Source organism: Mycobacterium sp. 1245801.1 (assembly GCF_001673055.1).
Classification (GTDB): domain Bacteria; phylum Actinomycetota; class Actinomycetes; order Mycobacteriales; family Mycobacteriaceae; genus Mycobacterium; species Mycobacterium europaeum_A.
Map to the genome: position 1 here is coordinate 1 of NZ_LZKY01000403.1, position 12,544 is coordinate 12,544.

Below are 12,544 nucleotides of genomic sequence, written 5' to 3' on the forward strand. Positions count from 1 at the left end.
GCCCCCGCCGATTGGTGGACCCCGGCCGGGTGGTTTCGGCTTTGTTCCGCCGCCCGGGCCGCCGGGACCCCCGCGAGCATGTCGGTGTCTTTCAAATACATGTCCGCGACCATCGGCTTCGCGGCGGCAGGGGTGTCGACCTGGGACGGGGTCTTCTTGGCCGACCCCAACTGGTACGTGCCTGGCATGCCGAAGGGCGGGCTGTTGCCGGCGCCGAACGCAGCGGTCACCCAGGGTGACGCCGCGCTGACATATGGGCTGCCGATCGCGATCGTCGGAGGTGGGCGTCAGCTGCGGAAGCACCCGAATGGCTTGCCGCACGGCCGCGGCGTCGGCTCCCGATGGTCGAGCCGCGGTCGTAGACAACGGAATGCGCTGCAGCACGGCTGGATTGAGCCTCGCCGCCGGCGCCACGGTCGTCGCCGGTGGTGTCGACACCGCCGGTACGGCGTTCTCCGTAGCGGCGGCCACCAGCGCCGGATTCAACTCATGAAGATAGGTCAGGTTCTGGACCGGGGCATCCTGCTGCTCCGCCGGCTTGATCGTCCATAGATAAGGATTGACGGCCCGCTGCAGCTGCAACTGCGGGCCGCTGCTCTGCGGCGGGGCAGCGGTTTGCGCCTGCGTCGAGTCGAATGTGGACCAATAGGTCGAATCCGGCAGCACCCAGTCGTCTGGCACACAGGCGAACTCGGGCGTGACGCCGGCAGGGCTGAGCATCGTTTGAGCCATTGCGATTTCGGAGTTAATGCGGGTCCAAGCATCGCTCCCGACCGGGGCGGTCGGCCGGGCCGCGGTCACGGCGAGCCGATAGATCTGGCTCGCCGTGCCGTAGTAGAGATCCTGGCCGTGCACGGAATATTGGGACGGTGACATCAGGTAGGGCGCATCGAAATTCGGCACCAGGAAGGCGGCCAACCGGGTGGGGTTTACCACGCCGCCCTGCACGATGTCGTCCGGTGTCGGCAACGCGAACGGCAGAAAGACCAACGAGACGTTGGAGTTCCCGGTTGCGAACGCGTGCACGAAGACATCCGTCACCTTCTCGCCAACCGTTGCGAGTGTGTCCCCGCCGGCCATGACGATCAGCTCCCCGCTGCCGGTGTGGCTCCGGCCCCCGCCATCGCCTCCGGTGAGTTCTCCGAAGTTGGCTTCGGCAGTGTGGGGTCGTCCATCAGCGGGGCCGCGGGCTGAATCTGCCCGATCCAGCCGGCGATCTGCGATCCCAGCAGTTCCAACGTCCCGCCCTTCTTGCCATCGGACGTGAACGTGAAACTGGAACTGGTCTGCTGCGATCCGAAGGCACCGGAGGACTGCTGATCCTGGTGCTGGGCCGAACCCTTCATGAAGAGATAGCCCCCCGACACCGCGACCGAGTTCGAACTCGACTGTCCCGAGCCCTGACTCGCCTGCGCGGCCTGACTGAAACTGCTGCCGAAGTCACCCCAGTCGTCGCAGGTGATCTTGACGTTGCGAATAATGAGGAACCCCTTAGGAAGCATCGGCAGGATCGCGGGACACTTATCGCCGATCTGATTGGCAACCGTCCCGTCGCTGATGCTGTTGGCGCGCTGACCTACCAGATACCAGCCCTTGAGGTTGAAGATGTCACCGAGGAACCAGGGACGCTCGATTGTCGCGATGAAGTACTCCAACGAAACCGAAGCGGAGCTCGAACTATCCTGGTGGGTCGTCCAATTGAACTGGTTTGCGTTATTGGCGAATGCGTTGGACGCATCGGCGTGGCTGCCACTGGCGGAGGCGCTGTAGATGCCGACGTCGAACCCGCCGCTGCCACTGTTCGATTGTGACTGCTGCCGCTGCCAGTTGCTCGCGAAGGAACCCGTCCCGGAGTTCGTTCTCGCATCGTGCGCCTCGCTAGTCCCCGTGATCTTTTGGACGCCGAAGGATTCATCCGTGTAGTCCCACCAGGACATCGGGCTGATGTACGACCAGGGAACATTGGCGGAGATTCCGCCGGCCAGCTGCACCTGAAACGCGTCATACAGTTGGCGGGCCAATGCGGCCAGCGCCGTGACCGCGCTCTCGCCTTGCGTCGCAATCGTATCCAGAGCGTCCTGCACCTGCTGGCGACCCATGCTGTTGAAATCGTTCAGCGCCTGGGTGACCTTGTTCGCATAGCTGCTCGCCACGATCGGCCACTCCTGCCCCGCGATCGGATCGGCCATGGCCTGCGCATAGGCACTCGCCTGCGCGGCGATTGCGTCGGTCCAGGCCTGTTGGTTGCGCCGGAACTGCGCGTAGAGCGGCGTGTAGCCGACGCGGTTGCCGTTGGCGTCCTTGATGTAGAGCAGGTCCTGCGCCGCGGCGATCTTGTCGAGGACCGCTTGCGCCGGGGTCGACTTGTCCATCGGCTGCATGCCCTGCACCACGGTGAAGTACTCAACACTGACATTTCGATCGGGCCAGGCAGTTGCGACGCCGTTCTGCGTCACTTCCAGCATCTGGTCGACGAGCTTCGAGGTAAAGAAGGCCGCCTGAATGGACGCCTCCAGCTGTGGGTCGGGCTTGGCCGGCGGCGGATAGACGGATCCCGGCGGGCCCGGCGGCGGAGTCGAGGAGGCTGCTTGGGCGGGCGCGGAGAATGCGCCGTCATTGCTGAATTGGCTCGAAGAATCTCCCCCGGCCGGCGTCCATGGATTGGCGAACATCTTGGGGTCGATCGGATATCCGGTCGGCATGTGCATGTAGATCGCCGATCCCAGCGGCTTCCCGTCGGGGCCGATCTGGCTTGCAGCGACCTGGTTTTCGATCTGATCCAGTGCGTCGAGCAACGCTTTCGTAATGCAGCCGACACTGCTGAGCTGCGAAACTCCGTCTGGCATGGGACTCTCCTCGTGATGCCTGAGCGTTGCGTAACGCCCTGTTGCCGCCCCGATGGGCGCTACCGGTTATGCAACTCTCACCTGCCCGCGACGGGCACGCGTAGTCGACTACTCGATCCCGCGCTCACTCGCTCACTTTCGGTCCGCCCGTTCTTGATTCAGGTCTCCGCGGTGGGTTCAGCCAATGGCACACGCCGCGCCGCCCGTCCCGAGACCACCTGGGTGAACGTGACGGGACGTGGCGGCGCGGCATCAAGAGCCGGCGGTTGTGTGTCACGGAATCGTTTTGTTGGACTTCCAATCCGCGATCAACTCGTTGGATGCTTCGAAGTGCATGCCGTCAGGCGTGGGAAAGGCGGCGCCCCAGAAGAATCGCTCCGCTTGCATGAACGGCGCGAGGTCGACCAGGCCCTGCTGCACCGTGGTCGATCCGCGCGGCGTGAGCTGCCCGCCGATGGTGATGTCGATGGCCGTGCCCCACGAGTGGTTGGAGAAGTTCGTCGTCGAACCGCGCACATGACGCACGCAGAGCATGCCCGCAGTCCCCAGCAGAAGATAGAGGTCGGGCCGGGCCGATTTGACCGCCGCGAAGACCCGGGTGAGCGCGTCGACCGCCGGCACCAAGCCGGTCACCCGAAACGGTCCAACGCTGGCGGTTTTCAGTAACTTCTGCAACGCCGGCGATGCCGGCCCACAGCTGTCTTGCGGGGTGCCGGGGACTCCGAGCGCCGATAACATCGTCGCCTGCGACGCGGCGCTGACGCCGGAATTGATTCCGCTCGGGATGGGGACCATTTGCTTGTAGTCGACGTTGACCGACGGGTCGTCGCCGGTGGCAGCCGAGCCGTTATCGGTAGGGGTTTCAACGGTGTTCGACGCGTTCCCACTGGAGTCGCCGTTCGATGTGTCCGTCGTATCCGACGTGTCGACGCTGTCGTCACCGTTCGATGCGTCCGTCGTATCCGACGTGTCGGCGCTGTCGTCGCCGTTCGAGGCGTCCGACGTGTCGGCGGTGTCTGACGTATCAGCCGTTGATGTATCGCCGGCGTCCAAAGTGTCCGCGCTGTCGTCGTCGGTGTCTGAGGTATCGGCCGGCGACGTGTCGTTGGTGTCGGCGCTATCGTCGCTACCAGGATCGGTCATGACGTCGGTCGAGCCGCTGTCAGCATCTTGAGACATTTGTGTTCTCCCTTCGAGGTTCGGCTCGATCCACCGGAAGTCAACGTCATGATCACCGGCTTCAGCCGAAGACGATCGTTTCAGCGGGTGACGTCGTCATCACGCGTAGTGCACTACTCGTCGTCCCGGGCGCTGACGAGGGCGTCGACACCAACTCGGGAGTGCGTCATCCGCGGACGGCCGGTCCGCGGATTCGAGTAGTCGACTACGCGCGTCACACCTCCCCCTGCAGTTGATGATTCACGAGTAAGCGACTACTGGAGGAGCAGGAGCATGTGTCAGACACCGCCGCGACCATGGCGAGATTTCGTGCGCCCCTGGCGCGTGGCGCTGATGGCGGGCGCCGGTGGACTCATCCTGGCGGGCGTCGCAACGAGCGGCCACGTGACCGCCTTGACGCTGATCGCCCTGGGCTGCGTCGTGGTGGTGACCGCGGGAGTGATGCCCGCCATCACCCAGCTCGAGTACGGCATTCCGTCGCTATTCAAAGTCGTTGTCGCGGTGGCCAATCGGGGCGAGGAGCTGCGCCGCGAATTCAGCGAGCAACGCCCTCAACTGCAGGTGACCGCCAACCTGTTGTGCGACGACCCCGCGATGGCTAATGACCTGCTCAGCGCCGCCATCGCAGAGGCGACCAAACGCTGGCGCGGGCCAGTCAGCGCGGCCGCGGACGTATACGCGCTGTGTTGGTTCGTCCACCGGCTGACGGCATACAGTCGGCTCACCGGCAGCCCACCGCCCGACACGGTCCCCGCCGCCAACCGGGCGTTGGGGCGACTGTCGCAGACTCAGCGGATCATCCTGGTCCTGGCCACATACGCCGACCTGTCGGTCGAAGACATCGCCGACATGGTGCACCTACCGCCGGTAGAGGTGGACGCGTACATTGCGCAGGCCGATGCGGCGCTGGCCGCCGCAGACGTTCCGGGCGGGGACCGCTGATGCCCAACCCCGCCCTGTACGAGGCGTTGGAAACCGCCGCCCGAGAACGCATCGGCAGCCATCCGCTGAACGTGGACCGGGCCGTGCGAATCGGCCTGCGCCAGCTGAGGATCCGGATGCTCATCACGTACGCGACTGGGCTGGCCGCCGCATCGGTAGTGGCGATTACCGCGGTCGCCACGCATTTCGCGCTCACGGCGCCTGCGCATCTCAGTGCCGGCCCCGTGCCCACGATCGCCTCTACCAGTGAAACGCCGAGCACCACAGCCACTTCCACGACTACCGAGACACCGAGCACCACAACCAATCCCACGACTGCCGAAACGCAGAACACCCCAACCGATCCCACGACGCCCTCCGGCACCACCGGTGTGAAGCCGCAGACCCTGGCGGCGATCACCGTTGCGCCCCGCGAGGTCACTTTGGCTCAAGGATCCACACAACAGCTGAGGGCCACCGGGACTTACACCGATGGGTCCGCCCACGACATCACCAATGACGTCGACTGGACCACTGATGACCCTGCAGTCGCAGCGGTCGGTCGCGACGGGCTTGTCACCGCTGTGGCTGGTGGTCCTGGCCGCCCGCAGAGCAGAACTGCAATACGGGCAACCATCGCCGAACGCTCGGCCTCAGTAGCGATCATCGTCATGCCCCATGACCTGACCGGAATCAGCATCCAACCCCCGACCATCCGGAGTTGCGCAGGCTCGTACACCCTTGTCGCGGCGGGCACCTACTCCGATGGCACTGCTGCCGACCTCACAGACGTCCAATGGACCAGTGACGACAGCGATTTCGCGTCGGTCACCCAGCGAGGACAGTTGACCGTCAAAACTCCTCGCCCTAACCCGACGCTCAGAGCAATACCGCGAAACCTGCGTGCCGTCATCACCGCGACGGCCTCGGGGCAGACGGCTCGGGCGGTTGTCGAGTGCGTCCGGTCGGAATCGTCGACGTCCAGCACTCCGCCAACGTCGTCGGCCACTCCGACCACGCCCCCCGCGGCGTCGCCGACCCGAGTTCCGACGACCCCGTCCAGCGCCGCCAGCGTGCCCCTTCGCTAGCCGTCGCGCCGAAGGCTAAGGGCGGAAGTAGTGCCAACGGTCGCGTTCAGTCGACGCGCGGCGGCCGGATGTCGTTGGGATCGTTGGGGTCCGGCTCGCCAAACCAGCGCGACGGCTCGTGCATGCCGTACGCGTCGTGCCAGTCCCACCACTCGTAGGGGGCGCTCTGCGGGTAGCCCTCCGGTGAATCCTCCCAGTTTTCCTGGCGTCCCAACGCGGTCATGTCGAGAAAGCTCCACGTGGTTCCGAGCGCCTCGTCGCCGCGATTGTTGATGAAGTAGGTACGGAACACCCGGCCGCCGACACGGATGAAGGCGTTAGTGCCGTGCCATTCGTCCACGCCGAAATCGCTGTCGAATCCATCGGTGATGGTGTACCACGGCATCTTCCAGCCCATCCGCGCCTTGAGTCGCTCGATGTCGGCCTGCGGTGCGCGCGAAACGAACACCAGCGTGGTGTCGCGGGCGTTGAGGTGGGCCAGGTTGCCGACATGGTCGGCGATCATCGAGCAGCCCCGGCAGGCGTGGTCGGGCCAGCCATGGATGTCGGGCCCGTAGAACGCGCGATAGACGACGAGTTGTCGCCTGCCGTGGAATAGGCCCAACAGGTCGACCCTGCCCTCGGGTCCGTCGAATTCGTAGGCGGAGTCGACGGCCGTCCACGGCATCCGGCGCCGCATGGCCGCGAGGGCGTCACGGGCCCGGGTGAGTTCCTTCTCCTTGGCCAGCAGTTCCTGATGCGCGCTCGCCCACTGCTCGGCCGACACGATCGGCGGTGTGTTCATCGCTGTCTGCCTTTCGTCTCCAGGGCTCTCAGGCAAGCGGCGACAGGCCGGCGGCGGTGAGCAGGTACGCGTCATGGTCGGTGGCCGCGCCGGTGGCGATCTCGAGCACCGACTTGCCGACCTGTTCGGCCGTGAGGGCGGGCCCGGCGGCCTGCACGAAGGAATCGACGTCGACACCTTGCCGCTCGGCGTAGGCCGCGACGGCGGCGGCGCCCAGGTCGGTGGCCGGCGTCAACCGCGGCAGCACGGCGGTGAAACCGATCCCTAGGCCCGCGCGTTGCGATTCGGCGGCGGCGTAGCTGGTGATGAACCTGACGGTAGCCTTCGCGCCGGCATAGCCGCCAGACAACGGTGATCCGTTCACCGCGGCGCCGCTGGACATCACGATCACCGAACTGCCCCCCGCCAGCGGCCGGCGCACCGCGCGGCTAACCCAGTGGAACGCCTGCGCGACGTCGGTGTTCCAGTTCACGCTGAACGTCTCCCAGGTCTGCTCCTGCAACGGCGCCATCGGCGGCGTCGCCCCGGCGCACAGCACCAGTGTGCGCGGCCGGTATTCGTCGATCAGCCGGTCGGCCGTGGCCGGGTCGGCGGCGTCAGCCACCACCGGGGTGAAGGCGTCGCCGAGCTGGGTGCGCACCTCATCGAGTTGTGATCGGGTGCGCGCGACGCCGGCGACCCGTGCGCCGGCCGCGACCAACGCGGAGGCGATGGCGCGGCCGAATCCGCGGCCCGCGCCGGTCACGATGGCGGTGGTGTCGGCGAGGCCGTCGGTATGGGCGGTGCGGGACTGGTTCATCGTCGTTCTCTCTCTGCGGTGGGTGCTGCGGCCGTGGCCGCGTCGTCACCAATTCAGATACGGCGTGACGGCCGGATTCATCGCGTGCGGCCCGATGAATTTCGGCGGCCCGATGTCTCTAAGGGAGTAGGTTCTTCACCCACCGGAAGGAGAGGCTCGTGCCGGCGCAGGAGGATTTCGTCGAACAGGCGGCGCCTTTTCGTGCCGAGCTGATCGCGCACTGCTACCGCATGCTGGGTTCGGTGCACGACGCGGAAGACCTGGTCCAGGAGACGTATCTGCGGGGCTGGCGCGGCTATCGGGCGTTCGAGGAACGCGCGGCATTGAAGACGTGGCTGTACCGCATCGCCACCAACGCCTGCCTGCGAGCGCTGGAGAACCGCGCCCGGCGCGTGCTGCCGATGGGGGTCGGCGACGGATCGGTCGACCCGGACGCCGATTTCGACGCGAAGGCCGGCGCGCACGCCTGGCTCGAGCCGATCCCCGACGCGATGATGTTCAAGAGCCCGGAAGACGATCTGACCGCAAAGCAGAGCGTGCGGCTGGCCGTGATGACCGCCCTTCAAGAGCTTCCGGCGCGGCAGCGCGCCGTGCTGATTCTGCGCGACGTCGTACAGTTCAGCGCCGCCGAGGTTGCCGAGCTCCTCGAGACCACGCCCGCGGCGGTCAACAGTTCGCTACAGCGCGCCCGGGCCCACCTCGCCGAACTCTCGCCCGCCGAGGAGACCGTGTCCGAGCCCGACGATGCCGAGCGCCGCGAATTGCTCGACCGGTATTGCGCCGCATTCGAAAACGCGGACATGGCCGCGCTGACGGCGCTGCTGCAAGCGGACGTCAAGCTCGAAATGCCGCCTATGCCAGTGTGGTTCACCGGCCGCGACGCCGTGCTGCGGTTCCTCGCCGGACGCGCCCTGGCCCCGCCCGGCGACGTTGTGATGATCCCGACAGCCGCGAATGCGCAACCTGCCGTCGCCGAATACCGGCGTGGCGCCGATCAGACGATGCGGGCCCATTCGATTCACGTCTTGACCACCGGCGTTACCGGCGTCGCGAGCATCACCGTCTTCCTCGACGCCGGGTTGTTCCCGACGTTTGGTTTGGCGGCAACCCGGTAACCTCTGAGCAGGGACGCAATCGCACCCCTTGCTCTCTAAGGGAGGCCCGACCTGCATCGGCTCGCATCGGCTCGCGTCGTCTGCGGTGTCCTCGCACGGTTTTACCTTCCCGGCCCACGTGTGGACAGGTCCTCCACCCGTCAGGATCATTAGGCGCGGTAGACGTAGTTGAAGGGTGACGAGTGAAGATTCCCGGCGTTTCCAGCGTCGTCGCCGGCGTAGCCGGCGGAGCCGCGCAGGTGGTGCGGGCCGGAGTGTCCACCGCGGCGGGCGCCGCGGGCACGCTGCAGACGTTGGCCAGTCCGGTGACCGACCTCGCCGGCCCGGTCATTCAGGCGGTTGCCCAAACGACGGGCCGCGCGATCGGACTGGACGGTTCGTCCGGCGGCTCCCCCACCGCGATCCTGCCGCCGGTGCGCTGGCACAGCGGGCACCGGGTGCACCTGGATCTGGATCCGCTGCTGCCCTTCCCGCGTTGGCACGAGTACGCGCCGGCCGTGGAGGAGCCGGTGCGCCGGATCCCGGGTGTGGCCAAGGCGCATGTCGAAGGCTCGCTGGGCCGGTTGGTGGTGGAGTTGTCCGACGACGCGGACGGCGACGCCGTGCTGGACGAGGTGCGCGCGACGGTCTCCTCGATCGCCTCGGACGTCACCTGGTCGAAGTCGGAGTCACCGCCGCTGTCCGCGCCGTTCGCCGACCCGGGCAACCCGCTGGCGATTCTGGTGCCCCTGACCGCGGCGGCCATGGATGTCGTCGCGATGGGCGCCGCGGTCACCGGATGGGTGACCCGGTTGCCGGCCGCGCCGCAGACCACCCGGGCCGCGGCCGCGCTCATCAACCATCAACCGCGGATGGTCTCGATCCTGGAGGCGCGGCTGGGCCGGGTCGGCACCGACATCGCGCTGGCCGCGACCACGGCGGCCGCCCACGGTCTGACGCAATCGTTCGGCACACCGCTGCTCGATCTGACGCAACGCACCCTGCAGGTCTCCGAGGCGTCGGCGCACCGCCGCGTGTGGCGTGACCGCGAGCCACAGCTGGCCTCCCCCGACCGGCCGCAGGCTCCGGTGGTCCCCGTCATCTCCTCGGCCAAGTCGGAGCTGCCGCGGCACAGCTGGGCCGCGGCGGCCGCCGGTGAGGCCTCCCACGTCGTGGTCGGCGGCACCATCGACGCGGCGATGGACAAGGCGAAAGGCTCGATGGCCGGGCCGGTGGAAAGTTACGTCGATTCGGCGGCCAACGGCTCGCTGATCGCCGCCGTCAGTGCGCTGGTCGCCGGCGGCGGCACCGAGGATGCGGCCGCGGCCATCGAGGCCGGGGTGCCCAGGGCTGCGCACATGGGCCGCCAGGCGTTCGCGGCGATATTGGGCCGCGGGCTCGCCAATTCCGGGCAACTGGTCCTCGACCCGGGCGCGCTGCGCCGCCTGGACCGGGTGAAGGTCGTCGTCATCGACGGCGCCGCGCTGCGCGGCGATCATCGCGCGGTCTTACGGGTCCGCGGGGACGCTCCCGGCTGGGACGACGACCGGGTCTACGAGGTGGCCGACGCGCTGCTGCACGGCGAGGAGGCGCCCGAGCCCGACGCCGACGAGCTACCGGCGACCGGGGCTCGGCTGAAATGGGTTCGCACCCAAGGACCTTCGGCGACACCCGCGCAGGGCCTGGAAAGCGCCGACCTGATCGTGGACGGCGAGTGCGTCGGCAGCGTCGACGTGGGCTGGGAGGTCGACCCGTACGCGATCCCGCTCTTTCAGACCGCGAACCGCACCGGCGCGCGGGTGGTGCTACGCCACGTCGCGGGCACCGAGGACCTCACCGCCAGTGTCGGGACCACGCACCCGCCCGGCACGCCGCTGCTCAACGTGGTCCGGGAGCTGCGCGCCGACCGTGGGCCGGTGCTGCTGATCACCGCGCTGCATCGCGACTTCGCCTCCACCGACACCCTGGCCGCGCTCGCGATCGCCGATGTCGGTGTGGCCCTTGATGATCCGCGCGCCGCCACGGCGTGGACCGCCGACATCATCACCGGCACCGATCTGGCCGACGCGGTGCGCATCCTCTCGGCGATCCCGGTGGCCCGCTCGGCCAGCGAATCGGCGGTGCACCTGGCGCAGGGCGGCACCACGCTCGCGGGTCTGCTGCTGGTCACCGGCGAGCAGGAGGCGGGCACCAGCCCGGTCAGCTTCCGGCGCTGGCTCAACCCGGTCAATGCCGCCGCGGCCACCGCCCTGCTGGCGGGAACCTTCTCGGCCGCTCGGGTGCTCCGGCTGCCCGACCCCACACCCCAACCGCTGACCGCCTGGCACGCACTGGATCCCGAGATCGTCTACTCGCGGCTGGCCGGCGGGGCGCGGCCGATGGCCGTCGAAACCGAGCCGTCCTGGCGGCGGCGCCTCGACGACCTGTCGTACAGCCCCGCGCTGCAACCGCTGCGCAAGCCGTTGCACAGCGCGGTCCGGCTGGCGTCCGCCACGCGGACCGAGCTCGCCGATCCCCTGACCCCGATCCTGGCCGTCGGCGCGGCGGCCTCGGCGATCGTCGGCAGCAACATCGACGCGCTGCTGGTCGCCGGCGTCATGACCGTCAATGCGATAACCGGTGGGGCGCAACGACTTCGGGCCGAGTCCGCCGCCGCGGAGCTGTTCGCCGAGCAGGACCAGCTGGTGCGCCGGGTGGTCGTTCCTGCTGTCGCGACGACCCGCCGCCGGCTCGAGGCCGCCCGACACGCGACCCGCACGGCGACGGTGTCCGCCAAGTCCCTGCGGCCCGGCGACGTCATCGACCTGGCCGCACCCGAAGTGGTGCCCGCCGACGCCCGGCTGCTGATCGCCGACGACCTCGAGGTCGACGAGTCCCTGCTGACCGGCGAATCGCTGCCGGTGGACAAGCAGGTGGATCCCGTCGCGGTCAACGATCCCGACCGGGCCAGCATGCTGTTCGAGGGCAGCACCATCGTCGCCGGGCACGCGCGGGCCATCGTGGTCGCCACCGGCGTCGGCACCGCCGCGCACCGGGCGATCTCCGCGGTGGCCGACGTCGAGACCGCCGCCGGAATCCAGGCCCGGCTGCGCGAACTCACCAGCAAGGTGCTGCCGCTGACGCTGGCCGGCGGCGCCACGGTGTCGGCGCTGGCGCTGCTGCGGCGCGCGCCGCTGCGCCAGGCGGTCGCCGACGGCGTCGCGATCGCGGTGGCCGCCGTCCCCGAGGGCCTGCCCCTGGTGGCCACCCTGTCCCAGCTCTCGGCCGCCCAACGACTGACCGCGCGCGGGGCCCTGGTCCGCGCGCCGCGCACCATCGAGGCGCTCGGCCGCGTCGACACCGTCTGCTTCGACAAGACCGGCACGCTCACCGAGAACCGGCTGCGCGTGGTGTGCGCGGTGCCCGACGACGTCGACCCGCACGATCCCTTCCCCAAACTGACCGACCCGGAATCGGCCGGCCTGCTGCGGGCCGCCGCGCGCGCGTCGGCTCAGCCCCAGGAGGGCCAGGGACATGCGCACGCCACCGACGAGGCGATCCTGACCGCGGCGAGTTCGCTGAACGGCCAAAGCGATTCAGACTGGGCGATGGTCGCCGAGGTGCCGTTCGAGTCCAGCCGCGGCTTCGCCGCCGCGATCGGCACCGTGGGCCACGACGGCGCTGCCAATGGCCAGCCCGCCAAGGCGCCGGTGCTGGTGCTCAAGGGGGCGCCCGAGGTCATCCTGCCGCGCTGCGCCACGGCGAGCACCCGCAGCCCCTGCTCGGCGAGGCCGTGCACCACCGCCTCGGCCCGCTCGAGGTCGGCGTCCGGGTCGGCGAATTTGCAGCGCGGG

The 12,544-nt window shown here is 68.4% G+C and carries 8 protein-coding genes and 1 pseudogene; 4 read left to right on the forward strand and 5 right to left on the reverse strand.

Annotation, left to right across the window (positions count from 1 at the left end):
- The 3 genes and pseudogenes from A5622_RS25895 to A5622_RS28745 form a co-directional block, all read right to left on the reverse strand.
- Positions 1-1,080, reverse strand: a pseudogene (locus A5622_RS25895) (hypothetical protein); the annotation flags it as partial.
- Positions 1,081-1,085: 5 nt separating this feature from the next.
- Positions 1,086-2,846 carry a hypothetical protein gene (locus A5622_RS25900; RefSeq protein ID WP_156748817.1) on the reverse strand — a complete coding sequence of 587 codons (1,761 nt, stop codon included), beginning with the start codon at positions 2,844-2,846 and terminating at the stop codon, positions 1,086-1,088.
- Positions 2,847-3,119: 273 nt separating this feature from the next.
- The gene (locus A5622_RS28745) at positions 3,120-4,025 is read right to left on the reverse strand and encodes a M15 family metallopeptidase (protein WP_082994693.1); all 906 of its coding nucleotides are present in this window, start codon (positions 4,023-4,025) and stop codon (positions 3,120-3,122) included.
- A 273-nt stretch (positions 4,026-4,298) separates the two neighbouring features.
- Here A5622_RS28745 and A5622_RS25910 point away from each other — a divergent pair, with 273 nt between their 5' ends.
- Positions 4,299-4,967 carry a sigma factor-like helix-turn-helix DNA-binding protein gene (locus A5622_RS25910; RefSeq protein WP_082976060.1) on the forward strand — a complete coding sequence of 223 codons (669 nt, stop codon included), beginning with the start codon at positions 4,299-4,301 and terminating at the stop codon, positions 4,965-4,967.
- Positions 4,967-6,034: an Ig-like domain-containing protein gene (locus A5622_RS25915; RefSeq protein ID WP_066882111.1), complete on the forward strand. Its 1,068-nt coding sequence runs from the start codon at positions 4,967-4,969 to the stop codon at positions 6,032-6,034. Before A5622_RS25910 ends, A5622_RS25915 begins: the two co-directional genes overlap by 1 nt.
- A 46-nt stretch (positions 6,035-6,080) precedes the next feature.
- Here the strand turns inward: A5622_RS25915 and A5622_RS25920 are convergent, their stop codons facing one another.
- Entirely contained in the window at positions 6,081-6,818 is a 738-nt protein-coding gene (locus tag A5622_RS25920; RefSeq protein ID WP_066882113.1) for a DUF899 domain-containing protein, read from the reverse strand.
- A gap of 28 nt (positions 6,819-6,846) precedes the next feature.
- Positions 6,847-7,617, reverse strand: coding sequence for an SDR family oxidoreductase (locus A5622_RS25925; protein WP_066862429.1), 771 nt, complete (start codon positions 7,615-7,617; stop codon positions 6,847-6,849).
- Positions 7,618-7,775: 158 nt separating this feature from the next.
- Here A5622_RS25925 and A5622_RS25930 point away from each other — a divergent pair, with 158 nt between their 5' ends.
- Both A5622_RS25930 and A5622_RS25935 read left to right on the forward strand, forming a co-directional pair.
- Positions 7,776-8,732, forward strand: a complete 957-nt coding sequence (locus A5622_RS25930; RefSeq protein ID WP_066882115.1) for a sigma-70 family RNA polymerase sigma factor — start codon at positions 7,776-7,778, stop codon at positions 8,730-8,732.
- Positions 8,733-8,914: 182 nt separating this feature from the next.
- Positions 8,915-12,544, forward strand: a 3,630-nt coding sequence (locus A5622_RS25935; RefSeq protein WP_232003046.1) for an HAD-IC family P-type ATPase, incomplete at its 3' end; no start/stop codon positions are given.

Excerpts from the sequence above, each read along its gene's own strand:
- A5622_RS25900 (WP_156748817.1), bottom strand. The coding sequence starts at position 2,846 with ATGCCAGACGGAGTTTCGCAGCTCAGCAGTGTCGGCTGCATTACGAAA.
- A5622_RS28745 (WP_082994693.1), bottom strand. The coding sequence starts at position 4,025 with ATGTCTCAAGATGCTGACAGCGGCTCGACCGACGTCATGACCGATCCT.
- A5622_RS25910 (WP_082976060.1), top strand. The coding sequence starts at position 4,299 with ATGTGTCAGACACCGCCGCGACCATGGCGAGATTTCGTGCGCCCCTGG.
- A5622_RS25915 (WP_066882111.1), top strand. The coding sequence starts at position 4,967 with ATGCCCAACCCCGCCCTGTACGAGGCGTTGGAAACCGCCGCCCGAGAA.
- A5622_RS25920 (WP_066882113.1), bottom strand. The coding sequence starts at position 6,818 with ATGAACACACCGCCGATCGTGTCGGCCGAGCAGTGGGCGAGCGCGCAT.
- A5622_RS25925 (WP_066862429.1), bottom strand. The coding sequence starts at position 7,617 with ATGAACCAGTCCCGCACCGCCCATACCGACGGCCTCGCCGACACCACC.